We start from the raw sequence: 18,107 nt of genomic DNA, 5'->3' as shown, positions 1-18,107 counted from the left end.
CGCATGGATGGCGTGACCCTGTCTTTCGGCTGGCGCGTGGCGATTTTGGGATTCGCCAGCCTGCAGCTTCTGCTGCTCGCCGCAGCCATCGCCCGGCAGGGCCCCAATGCGCTGGCGAACCGCCTGCTGACGGCCGTCCTGGTCGTGCTGGCCGGCGTGGTGACGCCCTACACCATCGGCTTCGCGGGAGCCTATGACGCCTGGCGCTGGCTGACCTTCGCGCCCTTCGCCCTCCCCCTGGCCCTGCCGCCCCTGCTGTTCGCCTATACCCACGCCCTGGTGCGCGGCCGGTTGCCGGACCGGTTCGGCCTGCACCTGGCGCCGCCCGTGATGCAGCTGGGGTATTTCCTGGTGTGTTTCGCCCTGCCGCTCGACGTCAAATGGGACTGGTACACGGGCGGCCATCGCGGTGTCGTCAGCCCGGCGTTCGACCTGGCCCTGCTGGGGTCGCTGGGCCTCTACGCCGCGGCCTCGCTTCGATTGCTCGCCGTCTATCGCCGCGATCTGGTCCAGGCGCGCAGCGACGACGACCGGTTCGCCACCGGCTGGCTGACGCGCGTCATCGTCGCCCTGGTCGCGGTGTTGGCCCTCTATGCCGGCTTCACGCTTTGGGACTGGCTGAGCGGCGGCATCGACTTCTTCCAGGAGACCGGCCTCTACCTGTCGTTGGTCGCCATCGGCCTGTACCTGGGGGTCGAGGGCTGGCGGCACGCGACGCTGCGGTTCCCCGTGCTGGACCGGTCGGCACCCGACCCCGTCCCGGCCGAGCCGACGGTCGCCCCCGACTGGGTCGCCGTCGCGGCCGGTTTCGACGCCCGCCTGCGCGAGGCCGGCTGGGCTCGGGAGCCCGACCTCAGCCTGCCGGTTCTGGCGCGACGGCTGGGCACCAACACCGGGCGGTTGTCGCGGGCGATCAACCTGGGCCTGGGCGTCAACTTCTCGGCCTGGATCAACGGCGTCCGCGCCGAAGCGGTCGCCGCCGCGCTGGAGGCCGGGTCGACCGCCGATTTGCTGGCCCTGGCCTACGACGCCGGCTTCAGTTCCAAGGCCAGTTTCAACCGCGCCTTCCAGGTCCGGTTCGGCCTCGCCCCCTCGCGCTACCGGCGCGGCGTCTCAGATCCTGATTTTTCGCCGCCCTTGCCGGAAATGAGGCGCGTGCCGGGCTGAACCCAGCCAGGCTCCGGACATCGCTCCCCGGAGGTCTCCATGCTGTCCCGCCGTCGCCTGCTGCACCTGTCCGGGGGCCTCGCCCTGGCCACCGCCACCCCGGCCTTCGCCCAAGACGCCGTGACCGAGGACTGGTCCGGCGACGTCGAGATCCTGCGACAGGCCTGGCAGGCGCTGCATTCCGGCCTCTATCGCTACAGCACGCCCGAACAGATGACCGGGCGCCTGGACGGCCTGTCCACCGCATGGAAGGCCCCGGCCGCGTTCCGCGCGCGTTTCCTGGCCCTGACCCGCGTCACCGCCGCGGTCCGCTGCGGCCACACCTATCCCAGCCCCTACAATGGCGAGGCGGCGCTGCGCGATCGGCTGTATCCAGGCCGCGAACTGGTGCCGTTCCGCTACGTCTGGATCGACGGGCGGATGGTGGTGACGCGCGACGACTCCGCCGAAGGACTGTTCCCGCGCGGGACCGCTGTCACGGCCATAAACGGCATCCCGACCCGCGACCTCCTGGCCCGCCTGATCCCTCTGGCGCGCGCCGACGGGCACAACGACGCCAAGCGGATCAGTCTGATGGCGGTGCGCGGCGACGACACCTATGAGACGGCGGACATCCACCTGCCGCTGGTTCTGCCGGGGCTCGTCGACCGGGCCGCCTTCACCCTGGCCGACGGGCGCGTCGTGCGCGGCACCCTTCTGACCCTGGCGGAGCGACAGGCCGGGGCCCCGAGCGCGGTCCAGCCGACCGGCGCGGCCAATCCCTGGACCCTGGCGCGCGGGGCGGACGGCATCGCCCGCCTGACCATGCCCGGCTGGGCCCTGTACAATTCGACCTTCGACTGGGAGACCTGGCTGGGGGGCGTCATGGACGACCTGACCGGCGACGGAGCCAGGGGGCTGATCGTCGACCTGCGCGGCAACGAAGGCGGCGAGGACTGCGGCAACGTCATCCTGACGCGCCTCGTCGCGTCCGACCTGGCCCTGCCCATGAACCGGCGCTTCACCCGCTACCGCCGCGCGCCCGAGGCTCTGTGGCCCTATCTCGACACCTGGGACCGGAGCTTCCTGGATTGGGGCGAGGCGGCCCTCGGCCCGGACGACAGGGGCCTCTACCGCCTGACCCGCTACGACGACGGCGACGCGCCCACCCTCATTCGACCGGCCGGACGGCGCTTCGCCGGGCCGGTCGTGGTGCTGTGCGACGCCAGCAACTCCTCGGCCACCTTCGCCTTCGCCCAGACGGTCAAGGACAGCGGCCTCGCCACCCTGATCGGCACGCCGACGGGCGGCAACCGGCGCGGCATCAACGGCGGAGCCTTCTTCTTCCTGCGGCTGCCCGCGTCGCGCATCGAGGTCGACCTGCCGCTCATCGCCACGATGCCCGACGGGCCGCAGCCCGATGCGGGCATCGTCCCCGACCGGTACGTGCCGACGACCGCCGCCGACATCGTTGCCGGAACCGACCCGCAGATGGCCGCCGCCACCGCCGACATCCTTGCCGCATGATCCGGAGCCCGACCATGATCACCCGCACGATCGCTGCCGCCCCGCTGCTGTTGACCCTGGCCCTGCTCATGCCTGCGCCCGCCGCAGCCGGCCCGCAGGACCGACCCAGCGCCACCGACCTGCGCCTCGGCCTGGTCGGCCAATGGTCCGGGGCCCTGGGCTATCGCGATTACCAGACCGACGCCCTGGTCGAGATCCCGGTGACCACCACCATCACAACGCCCGGCGACGGCGCCACCCTGGTGCGCCAGTCGCTGTTCGACGACGGGCCGTCCAGGCCGGTCTGGATCACCACCGTCAGCCTCGACGACCCCGCCGCCGGCACCTCGACCTCGGCCAGTTTCCGCGCCGGTCGCGCGCCGGAGCTGGACACCGAGGCGGTGCGCGTCGGGAGTGTCACAGACCCCACCCACTGGACCCTGATCTACACGCGGACCGGCGAGGACGACGACGCGCCCGCCGACATCCGCGTCACCGAGACCCGCGACGGCTACACCCTGCTGGAGGTCAAGGCCGTCCGCCCGGTCGGGGCTGATGATGCCGCCTGGCGCTTTCGCAACCAGACCCGGCTGACGCGCACCGGCGACTAGGCGGCGGGGGCGGGCTCGGCTCCAAGGGCGCGGCGCAGCAGGGGCCAGATGTTGGACAGGGCCGAGATGAAACCGACCACCGTGGCGATGCCCTGGAACAGGGCCCAGACGCTGCCGAACACCGCCCCCGACCGCACCCATTCGTCCAGCGGGAACAGCAGCTCGCTGATCCCGATCTGGAACCCGGCATAGATCAGGGAATATTCGATCGACCGGTCGGCGAAGAAGGCGAGGACCACGGCGGCCGCCACGGGGGCCCACAGCAGCGGCAGGCTCAGCACGATCGCCAGGGCCAGGACGATCAGCTTGGTACCGACAGCCTGCCCGGACAGCAGGGTGGCGATCACGCCGATCCCCAGCCCCAGGGCCGTCCCCGCCAGCATCACCGGCAGGACGAGGTCCACCGCGACGATCAGGTCGGCGAAGGCCGTGGCGACCAGGATGGCCAGACCGGCCAGGAGGAACGCCCCGACCCAGAGCGCGCCGTATTGACCCAGCCGGCGTTTGATATGTGCGATCATCTCGAGAATCCCGACGCCCAGCGCGCAGACTGCACCGCCTCGCGTCGGGAGTCGACTGACGGAACGGTGATCGCCCGACGTCAGAAGCGGCGACGGCCGCTGATGGTCTCGAAGAACAGGCGCCAGTCGCCCATCAGGCTCCACAGCGGATACTGGAACGTCGCCGGCCGGTTCTTCTCAAAGAAGAAATGGCCGACCCAGGCGAAACCGTAGCCGATCACCGGCATGGCCATGAACCACCAGGCGCTGACGAACAGGCCCAGGATGGCAGCCGCGATCACCAGTCCCGAGCCGACCACATGGATCCGGCGGCAGGTTTGGTTCGAGTGCTCGTGGATATAGTAGGGATAGAAGGCCTCGAACGAGGCGTAGCGTTGGCCCGGGGCAGGATGGTCGGTCATGACGCAGAGCGTCCTCCGAAATCCGCCCCCTGACAAGTCAGCCGCCGACGCCGGCCCAGAGCAGGGCCAGACCCAGGGTTCCGATCGCGATCCGCCACCAGGCGAAGGGCGCGAATCCGTGCTTGGAAATGAAGTCGAGCAGGAACCGCACCACCACCAGGGCCGTCAGGAAGGCCGTGACGAAGCCGACGACGATCAGGCCGATATCGGTAAAATCGAGGTCGTTGCGGCTCTTGAACAGGTCATAGGCGACCGCCCCGCCCATGGTCGGCAGGGCCAGGAAGAAGGTGAACTCCGCCGCCGACCGCTTGTCGGTGCCCAGCAGCAGACCGCCCGCCACCGTCGCTCCGGATCGCGATACGCCAGGCAGCAGGGCCAGACACTGGAACAGGCCGATCAGGCCGTAGACGCGGAAGGGGTAGGTGTTGACGTCGAGGTATTTCGGGACCCGCTTCATCCGATCCAGCAACAGCAGCAGGACGCCTCCGACGATCAGGGCGATGCAGATGATCACCGGTGTCTCGAAGAAGATCTCCTTGATGATGTCGTACAGAAAGACCCCGGCGAAGGCGGCCGGCAGGAAGGCGATCACCACTCCGATGATGAAATGGCGCGCCTGGGCGTCGTGCGGCCAGCGCGTGGCCAGGGCCCAAAGGCGCTGAAAATAGACGCTGATGATCGCCAGGATGGCCCCCAGCTGGATCACGATCTCGAACGTCTTGCCCTCGCTCTCGAAGCCCATGAAATGGCCGAGCAGCAGCAGGTGGCCGGTGGACGAGACGGGAATGAATTCGGTCAGCCCCTCGACCAGGCCAAGGATGATCGCCGCCAGCCAGTCAGACATGAAAACCCCGATTATGCCCCGGCGTCAGCCCCCTCGCCGCCCGGTCTGGGCCCCACATAGCGCAGTCGGGCGCGAATAGGCGAGCCATCCGTGATCTGATCCAGCGCATGCGCCATCAGACCGGGCAGGCGCCCGATCAGCAACACGTCCAGCGCCCCGTCGCGCGGCAGGTCCAGCCGGCGCGCCAGCACGGCCAGGGCCGCCGCGAACCCGGCCCGGGCCCCGCCGGCGGCCTCCGCCTCGCGCAGAATGGCCAGCAGATCACCGGGTAGTTCGGCCAGGGCCAGCATCGCATCGGCGCGCGGGTCACCATGGCGGAAGCTGTCGCTGCCGAAGCCCGGGATCGCCCCGTCGCTCGTCAGATGCCGCTGCGCCGCCCCGACCGGATCGCGGCGCGCCTCGGCGACATAGGCGGTCGCCGCCTTTAGGTTGCGCGCGACCGGCGAGCTGGACAGGGCGACCAGACCGGCCATGGCGGCACCGGCCGGGGACGCCCCGCCGGAGGCCGCCGCCCGCGTGGCCAGGACGGCCGGATTGAGGTCATGATCCGCCGCCAGCACCAGGGCGCGCCGCAGATGCACGCTGTCGCGCTCCAGCACCTTCCAGCCGCGCGCCAGCCGCTGGTGAAAGAACAGCCTCGGCCCCGGACCGGCGACGGCGTCGATCACCTCGTTCAGCACCGTGGCGGCTTCGCGCCGCAGGGCGTCGGGGTCGCGCCCGGTGGACGGCAGGTCCTCTTCCGCCCGGCGCGACAGGGCGGCGAACAGACGCGCGCGGTGCGAGGCCCCGCCGACGCTGTCGACCCGCACCCCCAACCCGGCGAAGGGGTTGGTGGCCCCGCAGCCCCACAGGAGCCGCGCGGTCTCCTCGACGGTGGCCGTCTGGGCCCATTCCGAGGCGTCGCGCCCGCGATAATAGAGGCGGCCGTCGGCGACGAAACTGACGGAGGACTGCACCACCGCCTCGCCCTTGACCGCCGGTTCGAACGGCAGGACCTGTCCGATCGCTTCGAACCCCGAGATGCCCTTCAGCCGGGCCACGTCGGCGGCGGCATACAGGCTTCGGCGCGGGTCGAGCGGATCCGAACGGGCCGCGATCCGGCCCCGGCTGACATAGGCGTAGAGGGTCTGGGGTTTGACGCCCAGCAGCGACAGGGCGTCTTCGCGCGGGATCCACCGATCCGCCGCCTCGCCTGCCCACTGCCCTACCCCTGGCATCATCGTCTTCCCCCGGCCGATTAACCAAACTGCGCCCTACCATGCGGCGGTTTCGTGACCAGCGCGCTAACACCGGTCTGCGACGACCGCATCCTTGGCAATTGGAGGACGATGGGCGAGAAGGGCGAGGATGACCTCCCCCGTCGCTTCGCCGTCCTTCGCCGTCCTGACCGCGCGTCAGATCACGGGCCTGTCCGTCGGGGTCGCGGTGGTCCTGATCGCGCTCAAGGCCTTTGCCCTGGGCGCCTCCGGCTCGATCTCGATCCTGGCCTCCCTGGCCGACTCCGCCCTGGACCTGATCGCCTCTCTGACCACCTTCTATGCCGTGCGCTGGGCGGCGCGGCCACAGGACGCCAGCCACCGCCACGGCCATGGCAAGGGCGAGGCCATGGCCGCCCTGGTCCAGGCCGGGCTGGTCTTCGCCTCGGCCGCCTTCATCGGCTGGGAAGCCATCCTGCGCATCTTCGACCCCTATCCGGTGTCCGGCGGCGTCTGGGCGGTCGGGGTGGTGCTGATCTCCATGGTCCTCACCGGCGGTCTGGTCTGGCTGCAGACCCGCTCGCTGAAGGCGTCGGGATCCATGGCCGTGTCCGCCGATCGGGCCCACTACGCCGCCGACCTGGCCGCCAGCGTGGTCGTGCTGATCGGCGTCGTCTCGGGGGCCTGGCTGCGCGCGCCGGGCCTGGACGCGGCCGCCGGCCTGGTCGTTGCCGTCTGGCTGTTCTGGGGGGCCTACGGCGTTCTGAAAGCGGCCGGGGATCAGCTGCTGGACCGCGAGGTGCCCGAGGCGGATCGCGTCGCCCTGACCCAGGCCGTCCTGTCCGATCCCCGGGTCGAGGGCGTGCATCAGCTGCGCACGCGGATGTCGGGCAACCGCCTGCTGGCCCAGATGCACATCGACCTGGACCCCACCCTGTCGTTCGAAGCGGCCCACGCCCTGGTGGTGGAAGCCGAGCGGCGCGTGACCGCCGCCTTCCCGGACTCCGAGGTGCTGATCCACGCCGACCCGCGCGGGGTTCGGCCCGCCGTGCCCGTCTCGCCCTGGGCGACACCGTAAACGCGGATTTAACGGGCAATGGCCCATGCACGCCCCATGTCGGCGAACGTCCTGTTCCATTTCCCTTTCGATCCCGGCTCGCGCGCCGCGCGTCTGGCCTTGGGCGAGGCGCGGATCGCCTGGACCGAGGTGCTGGTCCGGCCTTGGGAGGCCGACTGTCCGGTGGGCGACCTGAACCCCTCGGGCATGCCACCCGTGCTGCAGGTCGGCGGCCCCGCGGCCCTGACCCTGTGCGAAGCCCCCGCCATCCTGGGCTGGATCGAGGACGCCCAGAAGGGTCCGCTGCTGATGCCCGCCGACGCCGCCGAGCGCGCCGAGGTGCGCCGCCTGACGGGCTGGTTCGACCGCCGCTTCACCGACGAGGTCAACGCCGTCCTGCTGCACGAGCGGATGGAGAAACCACTGCTGCGTCTAGGCCCGCCCGAGGCGCGCGCGCTGCGCGAGGGCCGCGAGGCGCTGAAACACCATCTGGCCGTGCTGGAAGCTTTGCTGGCTCGCCGCGACTGGCTGGCCGGGCGACGCCTGAGCCAGGCCGACATCGTCGCCGCCGCCCATCTGTCCACCCTCGACTATTTCGGCGAGATCGCCTGGGCGTCCTGGCCGGGGCTGAAGACCTGGTACATGCGCATCAAGTCCCGCCCCTGTTTCCGCCCCCTGCTGGCCGACCGCTTCCAGGGCCTGGCCCCCGCCGGCCACTACGCGGATCTGGATTTCTAGGAGCTCTTCTCCCTCCCCCTCGGGGGAGGGTGGTCGGAGCGAAGCGGAGACCGGGTGGGGACGGCCCGGCGATCCATCGTGCGGCCGTTCCCTGCCGCCCCCACCCGGCGCTGCGCGCCTGCCCTCCCCCGCGGGGGGAGGGAGAGCTATACCCCTCCCATGCCCGTCGATCCCCGCGACAGTCTCCGTGCCCAGGCCGCCGATCTCGGCTTCGCCGTCTGCCGCTTCGCCTCGGCCTCCGAGCCGTGGAGCGCAGGCGAGCGGCTGGCGCATTTCGTCGAGGCGGGGCGGCACGGCGAGATGGGCTGGATGGAGACGACGCTCGAGCGCCGCGCCCACCCCACCGCCATGTGGGCGGAGGCCCGCACCGCCATCGTGCTGGGCATGAACTACGGTCCCGAGACCGACCCCCTGCCCGAGATGGCGGACCGGTCGGCGGGCTATATCTCGGTCTATGCCCGGGGCGACGACTATCACGAGCTGATCAAGGGCCGGCTGAAGACCCTGGCCGGCCAGGTCGCGGCGCGGCTGGGGGCCGAGGTCAAGGTCTTCGTCGACACCGCCCCGCTGATGGAAAAGCCCCTGGCCCAGCGGGCCGGCCTGGGCTGGCAGGGCAAGCACACCAATCTGCTGAGCCGCGAGCACGGCAACTGGCTGTTCCTGGGCGTCATCCTGACCGCGGCGGAGATCGAGCCGGACCCCACCGAGACCGAGCATTGCGGATCCTGTACAGCCTGCCTGACGGCCTGTCCCACCAACGCCTTCCCGGCCCCGTTCCAGCTGGATGCCCGGCGCTGCCTGTCCTACCTGACCATCGAGCACGCCGGGCCCTGGCCGGTGGAGTTCCGTATCGCCACGGGATCGCGCATCTATGGCTGCGACGACTGTCTGGCAGTGTGCCCGTGGAACAAGTTCGCCCAGGCGGCGCGCGAGGTGCGGCTGACGGCCCGAGACGCCTCGGTCAGTCCGCGGCTCGCCGATCTGGCGGCGCTCGACGACGCGGCGTTCCGGGCCCTGTTCTCCAAGAGCCCGATCAAGCGAGTCGGCCGCGACCGGTTCGTGCGCAACGTCCTGTACGCGATCGGCAACAGCGCGGACCCCACCCTGATCGCGGCGGCGCAGCCCCTGACGCGAGACGCCTCGCCGCTGGTGCGGGGCGCGGCGGTCTGGGCCCTGTTCCGGCTGATGGACCCGGAGGCCTTCTGGACCCTGCGGGCGCGGGAGCAGCCCCGGGAGACGGACGCGGCGGTGCGGGCCGATTGGGCCGTCGAGGCGGGCCCGCCGCTCGCCTGACCCGACCGCAAGGGGTCGTTAACCGAACGGGCGCACCTTCCGCTCAGGGAGACCGCGATGTCGAGCATAATGACCGCCAGCTACCGCAACCGCCGGGACCATTTCGAACCCAGCGACAACGACCCCCATGAACAGCGCCGGCTGCGGGGGCATCTGGAACAGATCGACTATACGGCCTTCGTGTCGAACCGCGAGGTCATCCCCCAGGTGCTGGGGCTGGGCACCAACCATACCGAGCCGGCTGCCTTCCAGCGCCTGGCCGTCGCCGCCGCCACCGCCCGGGCCCGCTGGATCGCCGAGGCCCTGAAGCTGACGGACGGCGGCGTCGCGGTCAGCGCCGCGGACGCCCAGCGGCTGACCGGCCTGCGGGTGGCCTTCGAGGAACTGACCGAGGCCTATGAAGGTCTGCGCCGGATGGTCGAGCGCGGCTACCTGCCCTATCGCGCCGCCGAGCGCTGAGTCTCAATCCAGAGGCTGAGGCCGGGTCTGGATCGGCGCATCGGGATCGGTCGCCTGAGCCTCAGCGGCCGTGGGCGGTGGAGCGACGGGGGCCACGGCCAGGGGCGCGGTCTGAATGCGCGGCTCCGTGGGCGTCTCGGCCGGACGCGGTCGCGGTGACGGCGTCGTGGTCGCCGGAGCCCCGCGCGCCGAAGCCGCTGCCGCTGCCGGGGGGGCTGCGCGCGCCGGGATGTCGGGAGTGGGTAAGGGCGGCTCCGGATCGGGCGTCGGCTCGACCTCTTCCACCGCCGCCTCGGTCTCGGGAACGGGAACCGCCTCGAGCGGGACCGGCACGGCCGGTGCGACCGCCGGCGGCCCGCCGGGGGCCGTGATCGCGGCCGGAGCGTCGGCCGCCGGCTTCAGGACCAGCCAGGCCACGCCCGCGATGACGACGAGGGCGATGGCCCCGCCGACCCAGGTTGCAACGGGGATACCGGCCTTCGGGCGCACGGCGCTGGCATAGGACGGAATGACGGGGGCTGCCTCGATCTCGGCGGCGTCGAGCGCTGTCGCGACGACCTCAGCCTGCCGCATCGGAGCCTCGGACGCGGCCGCGGGCGGGGACGTCGGCGAGGCCTCGAACGCCGGCGTGACGACCGGCGTCGCGGGCGCGATCGGCAAGGCATCGCGCGCCGGAGGCGGACTGGCCCGGGGGATCATCGACCCGCTCAGGATCCCGCTGCTGGAGCGGGAGCGCGGGGCGGGAACGGGCGCGGCCGGTGCGGCCGGAGCCATGATAGGCGAGGGCGCACGCGCGGGGGCACGCGGGGTCTGACCCACCTGGAAGACGGTCTGCGGCGGCCGCGACCAGACGATCTGGCCGCGTTTGAAGGGCGTGGGAGCAGCGCCGGCGTCCGGCTTGGGGGAAGGCGTATCGACCATGGCCCGTCTTAGAGGGTCAGGATGTGGCGGCGCAATGACGGCCTAGCGAACCTCGACGCCCTTCCAGAAGGCGATGCGATCCTCGATCTCGGCGGCGGCCGACTTGGGCGTCGGATAGAACCAGGCCGCGTCCCGGTTCTCCTTCCCGTCCACGATCAGCGAGTGATACGACGCCGTGCCCTTCCACGGGCAGACCGAGGTGGTGGCCGAGGGCGCCAGATACTCGGCCTTGACCGAGGCGCGCGGGAAATAGTGGTTGTTCTCCACCACCACCGTGTCGTCCGACTGTGCGATGATCTGGCCGTTCCAGGTCGCTGTGGTCATGGGTCGTCTCCGTCAGGATTTGAGGCGGTAGCCGGTCTTGAACATCCAGAAGACGATGCCGAGACAGACGATCAGGAAGCCGAAGGTGGCGGCAACGCTCCAGACGATGCCGACATCGCCCGAGCCGTAGAAGCTCCAGCGAAACCCACTGATCAGATAGACCACCGGGTTGAACAAGGTGACGGTTCGCCACGCCGGGGGCAGCATGTCGATCGAATAGAAGGAGCCGCCGAGGAAGGTCAGCGGCGTCACCACCAGCATCGGGATCATCTGCAGCTGCTCGAACCCGTTGGCCCAGACGCCGATGATGAAGCCGAACAGGCTGAAGGTGACCGCCGTCAGGATCAGGAAGGTCAGCATCCACACCGGGTGCAGGATCTGCAGCGGCACGAACAGGGCCGCCGTGGCCAGGATGATCAGCCCCAGCACCGCCGACTTCGTCGCCGCCGCCCCGACATAGGCGATGACGATCTCCAGCGAACTGACGGGGGCCGACAGGATCTCGTAGATCGTGCCGGTGAATTTCGGGAAATAGATGCCGAAGGACGCATTGAAGATCGACTGGGTGAACAGGCTCAGCATGATCAGGCCGGGCACGATGAAGGCCCCGTAGGGCACGCCGTCGATCTCGGTCATCTGGCCGCCGATGGCCGAGCCGAAGACGACGAAATAGAGCGCCGTGGTGATCACCGGCGTGACGATCGATTGCCAGACGGTGCGCAGGGCGCGCGCCATCTCGAACTTGTAGATGGCCCAGACGCCGTATCCGTTGAAGGTCATGCGCCCACTCCTTGCACGCTGGCTCCGGTGGCGATGTCCTGAGCCGGTTTGCGATGCACCAGGCTGACGAAGATGTCCTCCAGCGAGCTCTGCCGTGTGTTCAGGTCCTTGAAGGCGATGCCCTGATCCGACAGGGCGCGCAGCAGCGAGGGCACGCCCGTCTTCTCGGCATGGGAGTCGAACTCATAGGCCAGCTCGTTGCCGTCCGCCTTCAGCGTGAGGTCCCATTGGGCGAGCGTGGGCGGTATGGCCGCCAGAGGGTCCTGAAGGTTCAGGGTCAGGGTCTTCTTGCCCAGCTTCTTCATCAGCTCGGCCTTCTCCTCGACCAGGATCAGCTCGCCCTTCAGGATCACCCCGACCCGGTCGGCCATCTCCTCGGCCTCTTCGATATAGTGGGTGGTCAGGATGATGGTGACGCCACCTTCGCGCAGCTCGCGCACCAGGTTCCACATGTCGCGGCGCAGCTCGACGTCCACGCCCGCGGTCGGCTCGTCCAGGAACAGGATGTCGGGCTCGTGGCTCAGCGCCTTGGCGATCATCACCCGGCGCTTCATGCCGCCGGACAGGGTCATGATCTTGTTGTCCTTCTTGTCCCACAGGCTGAGGGCGCGAAGGGTCTTTTCGATGAAGGCGGGATTGGGGGCCCGGCCGAACAGGCCGCGGCTGAAGGTGACGGTGGCCAACACCGTCTCGAAGGCGTCGGTCGTCAGTTCCTGGGGCACCAGGCCGATCTTCATGCGGGCGTTGCGATAGTCGCTCTGGATGTCATGGCCGTCGGCGATGACGGTGCCGGTGGAGGGCGTGACGATCCCGCAGACGATCGAGATCAGCGTCGTCTTGCCGGCCCCGTTGGGCCCCAGCAGGGCAAAGATCTCGCCCTTGCCGATCTGCAGGTCGACGGTCTTCAGCGCCTGGAGACCCGAGGCGTAGGTCTTGGTCAGGCCCCGGATGTCGATGACGGGCTGTGCGGGGGTGGGCGGCATTCGGCGCGTCCTGGAAATCGGCCGAAGCGCCGTGGCCGCAATATGGCCCTGTTCGGCCGTCGCTCAAGGCTTCCCGGCGGTTAAGTTCGCCGGCGACCGCCGCCGCGCTTCACATGGGCGGTGCCCGGGTCGGGCCGGGTGGGCGGCACCCAGCCCTCCGGCGGTCGCCGCCGCGCCTGGTCGGTGCCCAGCCCCATGGCCCCCGGCACGCCGCGATGCAGCCGCGGCGGCGCGTCCGGATTCAGCGCGGCCAGCCGGTCGCGCACTCGGGCGGCCGTCTCGAAATCCTCGCGCTCCAGCGCCTGGACCATCTCGGCCTCCAGCGCGGCGGTCTCGTCCTTGCTCATCCCGCATCAATGCGCCCGCACGGGATCGGTTCGGACGACCTGGCGTTCAACGGCATCGCTTGGCAGGACACCCATGAGCACGCTCCCCGACCTCCGCCTGGACCGGCTTCGCACGCACGCCGGTCGCATCGCGTCGCGCCTGCGGCGGCGAAAGTCCTGGCGCGACCGATTCCCGGCCATCGATCGCGTGATGGAGCAGACGGCGCGGATCGGCTTCGCGGCGAACGGCTTCGTCTATCTGTCGGTCGGGGCGCTGATGCTGGCGGCCGCCATCGGCATGCGCGGCCAGGCGGTGGACCAGGAAGGGGCGCTGTCGGTCCTGGCCAACCAGCCGTTCGGCCGGATCTGGCTGATCATGGTGGGCACCGGCCTGTGGGCCTTCGTCGGCTGGCGGGTGCTGCAGGCCGTGTTCGACGCGGACCGCGAAGGGTCGGATCTGAAAGGCTGGGCCGCGCGACTGGGCCAGGGATTCAGCGGCCTGGCCTATGCCGTCCTGGCGTCGGGCGTGTTCGAACTGCTGGACGAGGTCGATCCGCCCATGGGGGCCGAACAGATGGCCGAGAACCAGGAGAAGGCCGCCATGGTCCTGGGCCTGCCGTTCGGCGGGGCCATCCTGATCGGCGTCGGACTGTGCATCGCCGCCGTCGGCGTGGGCAATATCATCATGGGCGCGACCAACGACTTCGCCGCCACGCTGAAATGCTCGCCGACGGTCTGTCGCCGGGTCCTGCCCCTGGCGCGGGTCGGCTATGCGGCACGGGGCCTGGCCTACCTGCCGTTGGCCCTGTTCGTCGTCCTGGCGGGCTGGCGGGCCCAGGCCTCGCAGGTCGAGACCTTCGGCAGTTCGCTGGACGCGCTGCAGAGCCAGCCGGGCGGCAGCTGGATGCTGGGGGCCACGGGGCTCGGCATGCTCGCCTTCGGGGCCTATGCCTTAGTCGAGGCCCGCTACCGCCGGATCCGCGCGCCGCGCGATCTGAAGCCCGGCTGAAGGCCGTGCGCATTGGCCGCGTCCAGAACGCGACCCCGTGCCGTATCTTGCGCGTCGTGTCCTGAACGGAGTTAGACCATGTCGCGCAGACCCGTGAACCTTGTGCTCGCCTTGGCCCTCGGCGGGGTCGCCGTCGCCGGGCTGGCGGCCTGCGCCACGACCCTGTCCCAACGCCAGATCCGCGCGCCACAGCCCGCGCGGTCCGTCGATGCCGAGCGTCTTTACAATGGCCGCTGGCTGGAGATCGGTCGGCTGCCGATGCGGCTGACCGACGGCTGCGTCGCCGGGGCCTCGACCTATACGCTGCGCTCGCCCACCACCCTGGCGGTGCGCGACACCTGCCAGTCCGGCACCCCGACCGGCAAGGAGAAGGCCATCGGGGCCGACGCCACCATCCTGGACCCGGGCACCAACGCCAAGTTCCGCGCCCGCTATTTCGCCGGCCTGGTGACCTGGGAATACTGGATCCTCGACCACGACGACGACTACACCTGGTTCATCTCGGCCGATCCCAGCTTCGACAAGCTGTGGATCTACACCCGCGCGGTGCCCAGCCCGGCGCAGCTGGCCGAGCTGATCGCGCGGGCCCGGGCCCTCGGGTATGATACGGATCGTCTCGAGTTTCCTGCCACCGCCTGACGCCCAAGGAGATCCCGAATGGTCGTGCGCCTTTCGATCGCCGCCGCCCTGACCGCGGTCGCGGGTGTGTCGGCCTGCGCGGCCCCGCCCCTGCTGCCCCCCGGCGCGACCTTTGGGGCCCAGCCGACGATCGCCGCGCCGCACCGCAACCGGCTGACCCCGACGGTCAACATCGCCCCGGCGGTGGGCTGGCCCGAAGGCCGCATGCCGGTCGCCGCCGAGGGCCTGCGGGTGCAGGCCTTCGCCCGGGACCTGGACCATCCCCGCTGGCTCTATCGCCTGCCGAACGGCGACATCCTGGTGGCCGAGTCCAACGCCCCGCCCAAGCCCGAGGACAAACAAGGCGGCATCCGCGGCTGGATCATGGGGCTGGTCATGAAACGGGCGGGGGCCGGGGTCGAAAGCCCGGACCGGATCACCCTGCTGCGCGACGCCGACGGCGACGGGGTGGCAGAGATGCAGACGCCGTTCCTGACCGGCCTGAGCTCACCGTTCGGCATGGCCCTGGTCGGCGACCGGCTGTTCGTGGCCAATGCCGACGCGGTGGTCGCCTTCCCGTATCAGACGGGCCAGACCCGGATCACCGCCCCGGCGACGACGCTGGCCGCCCTGCCGGCGGGTCGCAACCACCACTGGACCAAGAGCCTGGTCGCCGCGATCGACGGCACGAAACTGTATGTCGGGGTCGGGTCGAACTCGAATATCGGCGAGAACGGGATGGACGAGGAGGTCGGCCGCGCCGCCATCCACGAGATCGACATCGCCACCGGCCGGTCGCGCCTCTACGCCTCGGGCCTGCGCAATCCGGTCGGCATGGCCTGGCAGCCGGACAGCGGCAGGCTGTGGGTGGCGGTCAATGAGCGGGACGAACTGGGCAACGACCTGGTGCCCGACTACATGACATCGGTGACGCCCGGCGGCTTCTACGGCTGGCCCTACAGCTATTACGGCCAGCACGTGGACAGCCGCGTCCAGCCGCAGGACCCGGCCAAGGTCGCCGCGGCTCTCAGCCCGGACTATGCCCTGGGGGCCCATACCGCCTCGCTGGGGCTGACCTTCTACGAAGGCCGTCTGCTGCCCGACCGCTTCCGTCACGGGGCCTTCGTCGGCCAGCACGGGTCGTGGAACCGCGAACCCAAGGCGGGCTACAAGGTCGTCTTCGTGCCCTTCGCGGAGGGCGTCCCCAGCGGTGCGCCGGAGGATGTCTTAACCGGCTTTCTGAACGAGCGGGAAGAGGCCATGGGCCGTCCCGTCGGGGTTCAGAGCGATGCGACCGGGGCCCTTCTGGTCGCCGACGACGTCGGCGACGTCATCTGGCGGGTGTCGCCCAACCGCTGATGGAACCCCCCGGGTCTGCGCTTCGAACGTTCCGTCGCGTCACCCGTGCGTCGGGTGCCACCCCTCCGTCCGAAACGGCAAAGACCGCGGTTACGCATGCGCTGTTCGGTTGACCCGGCCCCGGCCGTTGTTCATCAGGGTGCAAATCAACGCATTCAACGGGAGCGACGCTGAGCATGGGGCTAGCCGCCAATATCCGACGCGACCTGACGTTCGCGGCCGGTCTTCGTCGGTTGCTGCAGCGCATCAAGCCCATCGCGCTCGATAGCGACGTCCTGGTCTGCGACGATTTCGAGGAGGCGGTCGACAAGTTCGGCGACAACGTCGCGCTGGAAGACGAACACCGGACCCTGACGTACCGCGAGCTGGACAGCATGGCCAACCGCTTCGGCCACTGGGCGCGCAGCCGGGGTCTGCGGCGCTCGGACGTGGTCGGTCTGGTGATGAACAACCGGGCCGAATACATCGCGGCCTGGATGGGCTTCTCCAAGGTCGGGGTGGCCACCGCCCTGATCAACACCAACCTGACCGGCCAGGCCCTGGCCCACTGCCTGAACATCGCGGGCGTGTCCCAGGTGGTGGCCGACGAAGAGACCTGGGGGCGCTGCGAAGAGGCCCGGCCCTTCGTCACCCGGACCATGATGCTGTGGGTCCTGGGCCTGAAGGAAGAGGACGAGGTGTCGGAGCGGCGCGGGCTCGACAATGCGGTTCGCAGCGGCTCGTCGGTCCGGCCCCAGAAGGCCGTCCGGGACGGCCTGACCAACCGCGACACCGCCCTGTTCATCTACACCTCGGGCACCACGGGCATGCCCAAGGCCGCGCGCATTCCCCACTCGCGGGCGCGGACCTATATGCGCGCCTTCGCCGGCGCCACGGCCGCGACGCCGCAGGACAAGGTGTTCAACGTCCTGCCCCTGTACCATTCGACCGGGGGTCTGGTCGGCATCGGCCCGGCCCTGCTGAACGGCGGGCGGCTGATCCTGCGGCGCAAGTTCTCGGCCACGAGTTTCTGGCCCGACGTCAACGCCACCGGGGCGACGCTGTTCGTCTATATCGGTGAACTGTGCCGCTATCTGGTCAACTGCCCCCCGCAGGAAGGCGAGCGCGGCCACAGGCTGCGCCTGGCCTTCGGCAACGGGCTGCGGCCGGACGTCTGGACCGATTTCCAGTCGCGGTTCGGCATTCCGAAGATCCTGGAGTTCTACGGCTCGACCGAGGGCAACGTCTCGCTGTTCAATTTCGACGGCAAGGCCGGGGCCATCGGCCGTGTGCCCAAGTTCCTGAAGAAACAGATCAACATCCGGCTGGTCCGCTTCGACATCGACACCGAGGCCCCGGTTCGCCTGCCCAGCGGGCTATGCGCGGAAGCTTCCGTGGGCGAGATCGGCGAGGCGATCGGCGTCATCGGCGACGACATCCGCCACAACTTCTCGGGCTATGCCGACAAGGCCGCCTCCGAGAAGAAGATCCTGACCGACGTGTTCGCGCGCGGCGATCGCTGGTTCCGCACCGGCGACCTGATGCGCCAGGACGCCGAGGGCTATTTCTACTTCATCGACCGGATCGGCGACACCTTCCGCTGGAAGGGCGAGAACGTCTCGACCGCCGAGGTCGAGCAGCGTCTGACCGAGGCCCCGGGGGTTTCCGAGGTGATCGCCTATGGCGTTCCTGTGCCCGGGGCCGAGGGCAAGGCGGGCATGGTCACCCTGATCACCGAGGGCGCGTTCGGGGCCAAGGCGTTCGGGGCCTATGTCGACGAGCAGTTGCCGCCCTATGCGCGGCCGGTGTTCGTGCGCCTGGCCAAGACGCTGGAGACCACGGGCACGTTCAAATACCGCAAGGTCGACCTGGTGGCCGACGGTTTCGACCCGGCGCTGCCTGGCCAGGTCTATGTGCGCGGCAAGTCCGGCTATCAGAAGCTGACGCCGGAAGCCTATGAGGCGATCCAGAACGGCGTTACCCGCCTCTGAGCGCAAGGCGACGTTAAACATTAACCGTCAAGGTCTGCGTCTCTA

At 69.9% G+C, this 18,107-nt stretch carries 20 protein-coding genes; 11 read left to right on the top strand and 9 right to left on the bottom strand.

Features of this window, described 5'->3' with window-relative positions:
• The first annotated feature begins 3 nt into the window (after window positions 1-3).
• Genes BZG35_RS04875 through BZG35_RS04865 form a run of 3 tightly spaced genes read left to right on the top strand, consistent with a single transcriptional unit; the run spans window position 4 to window position 3,263 of the window.
• Window positions 4-1,167 (top strand): helix-turn-helix domain-containing protein, encoded by a 1,164-nt coding sequence (locus BZG35_RS04875; RefSeq protein WP_077354636.1) that lies wholly within the window; start codon window positions 4-6, stop codon window positions 1,165-1,167.
• Window positions 1,168-1,206: 39 nt separating this feature from the next.
• The gene (locus BZG35_RS04870) at window positions 1,207-2,673 is read left to right on the top strand and encodes a S41 family peptidase (protein WP_077354635.1); all 1,467 of its coding nucleotides are present in this window, start codon (window positions 1,207-1,209) and stop codon (window positions 2,671-2,673) included.
• Window positions 2,674-2,687: 14 nt separating this feature from the next.
• Window positions 2,688-3,263, top strand: a complete 576-nt coding sequence (locus BZG35_RS04865) for a hypothetical protein (protein ID WP_150125934.1) — start codon at window positions 2,688-2,690, stop codon at window positions 3,261-3,263.
• Here BZG35_RS04865 and BZG35_RS04860 read toward each other — a convergent pair.
• The 4 genes from BZG35_RS04860 to BZG35_RS04845 form a co-directional block, all read right to left on the bottom strand.
• Window positions 3,260-3,784, bottom strand: a complete 525-nt coding sequence (locus BZG35_RS04860) for a hypothetical protein (protein WP_077354633.1) — start codon at window positions 3,782-3,784, stop codon at window positions 3,260-3,262. The genes BZG35_RS04865 and BZG35_RS04860 overlap by 4 nt on opposite strands.
• Before the next feature lie 80 nt (window positions 3,785-3,864).
• Entirely contained in the window at window positions 3,865-4,185 is a 321-nt protein-coding gene (locus BZG35_RS04855) for an Mpo1-like protein (RefSeq protein ID WP_077354632.1), read from the bottom strand.
• Window positions 4,186-4,222: 37 nt separating this feature from the next.
• Window positions 4,223-5,029 (bottom strand): undecaprenyl-diphosphate phosphatase, encoded by an 807-nt coding sequence (locus BZG35_RS04850; RefSeq protein ID WP_077354631.1) that lies wholly within the window; start codon window positions 5,027-5,029, stop codon window positions 4,223-4,225.
• Between the two features lie 11 nt (window positions 5,030-5,040).
• Window positions 5,041-6,249 (bottom strand): citrate/2-methylcitrate synthase, encoded by a 1,209-nt coding sequence (locus tag BZG35_RS04845; RefSeq protein ID WP_077354630.1) that lies wholly within the window; start codon window positions 6,247-6,249, stop codon window positions 5,041-5,043.
• A 127-nt stretch (window positions 6,250-6,376) separates the two neighbouring features.
• On the opposite strand from BZG35_RS04845, the gene BZG35_RS04840 reads away from it, so the two are divergent.
• From BZG35_RS04840 to BZG35_RS04825, 4 genes are all read left to right on the top strand, one after another.
• Window positions 6,377-7,303, top strand: a complete 927-nt coding sequence (locus BZG35_RS04840) for a cation diffusion facilitator family transporter (protein WP_077354629.1) — start codon at window positions 6,377-6,379, stop codon at window positions 7,301-7,303.
• A 36-nt stretch (window positions 7,304-7,339) separates the two neighbouring features.
• Window positions 7,340-8,020 (top strand): glutathione S-transferase family protein, encoded by a 681-nt coding sequence (locus BZG35_RS04835; RefSeq protein ID WP_077354628.1) that lies wholly within the window; start codon window positions 7,340-7,342, stop codon window positions 8,018-8,020.
• A 159-nt stretch (window positions 8,021-8,179) separates the two neighbouring features.
• A complete protein-coding gene (gene queG / locus BZG35_RS04830; protein WP_077354627.1) occupies window positions 8,180-9,313 on the top strand; it encodes a tRNA epoxyqueuosine(34) reductase QueG in 1,134 nt (377 codons plus the stop codon).
• Window positions 9,314-9,370: 57 nt separating this feature from the next.
• On the top strand, window positions 9,371-9,772 hold the full coding sequence (locus tag BZG35_RS04825) for a hypothetical protein (RefSeq protein WP_077354626.1): 402 nt from the start codon (window positions 9,371-9,373) through the stop codon (window positions 9,770-9,772).
• Window positions 9,773-9,775: 3 nt separating this feature from the next.
• Here BZG35_RS04825 and BZG35_RS04820 read toward each other — a convergent pair whose 3' ends face one another.
• The 5 genes from BZG35_RS04820 to BZG35_RS04800 form a co-directional block, all read right to left on the bottom strand.
• On the bottom strand, window positions 9,776-10,693 hold the full coding sequence (locus BZG35_RS04820; RefSeq protein ID WP_077354625.1) for a hypothetical protein: 918 nt from the start codon (window positions 10,691-10,693) through the stop codon (window positions 9,776-9,778).
• 42 nt (window positions 10,694-10,735) lie between these two features.
• Window positions 10,736-11,017 (bottom strand): DUF427 domain-containing protein, encoded by a 282-nt coding sequence (locus tag BZG35_RS04815; RefSeq protein ID WP_077354624.1) that lies wholly within the window; start codon window positions 11,015-11,017, stop codon window positions 10,736-10,738.
• Window positions 11,018-11,029: 12 nt separating this feature from the next.
• Entirely contained in the window at window positions 11,030-11,797 is a 768-nt protein-coding gene (locus BZG35_RS04810) for an ABC transporter permease (RefSeq protein WP_077354623.1), read from the bottom strand.
• Window positions 11,794-12,780 (bottom strand): ABC transporter ATP-binding protein, encoded by a 987-nt coding sequence (locus BZG35_RS04805; protein ID WP_077354622.1) that lies wholly within the window; start codon window positions 12,778-12,780, stop codon window positions 11,794-11,796. Before BZG35_RS04805 ends, BZG35_RS04810 begins: the two co-directional genes overlap by 4 nt.
• A gap of 80 nt (window positions 12,781-12,860) precedes the next feature.
• Window positions 12,861-13,127, bottom strand: a complete 267-nt coding sequence (locus tag BZG35_RS04800; RefSeq protein WP_077354621.1) for a UvrB/UvrC motif-containing protein — start codon at window positions 13,125-13,127, stop codon at window positions 12,861-12,863.
• A gap of 73 nt (window positions 13,128-13,200) precedes the next feature.
• Between BZG35_RS04800 and BZG35_RS04795 the strand changes: the two genes are divergently transcribed.
• From BZG35_RS04795 to BZG35_RS04780, 4 genes are all read left to right on the top strand, one after another.
• Window positions 13,201-14,115 carry a DUF1206 domain-containing protein gene (locus BZG35_RS04795; protein ID WP_077354620.1) on the top strand — a complete coding sequence of 305 codons (915 nt, stop codon included), beginning with the start codon at window positions 13,201-13,203 and terminating at the stop codon, window positions 14,113-14,115.
• 78 nt (window positions 14,116-14,193) lie between these two features.
• Window positions 14,194-14,754 (top strand): lipocalin family protein, encoded by a 561-nt coding sequence (locus BZG35_RS04790; protein WP_077354619.1) that lies wholly within the window; start codon window positions 14,194-14,196, stop codon window positions 14,752-14,754.
• Between the two features lie 18 nt (window positions 14,755-14,772).
• Window positions 14,773-16,092 carry a sorbosone dehydrogenase family protein gene (locus BZG35_RS04785; RefSeq protein WP_077354618.1) on the top strand — a complete coding sequence of 440 codons (1,320 nt, stop codon included), beginning with the start codon at window positions 14,773-14,775 and terminating at the stop codon, window positions 16,090-16,092.
• A gap of 176 nt (window positions 16,093-16,268) precedes the next feature.
• Window positions 16,269-18,062 carry a long-chain-acyl-CoA synthetase gene (locus BZG35_RS04780; protein WP_077354617.1) on the top strand — a complete coding sequence of 598 codons (1,794 nt, stop codon included), beginning with the start codon at window positions 16,269-16,271 and terminating at the stop codon, window positions 18,060-18,062.
• The last annotated feature ends 45 nt before the right edge of the window (window positions 18,063-18,107 follow it).

The sequence above is a fragment of the Brevundimonas sp. LM2 genome (assembly GCF_002002865.1).
Lineage (GTDB): Bacteria > Pseudomonadota > Alphaproteobacteria > Caulobacterales > Caulobacteraceae > Brevundimonas.
This window is presented reverse-complemented; position numbering and strand designations above follow the sequence as displayed.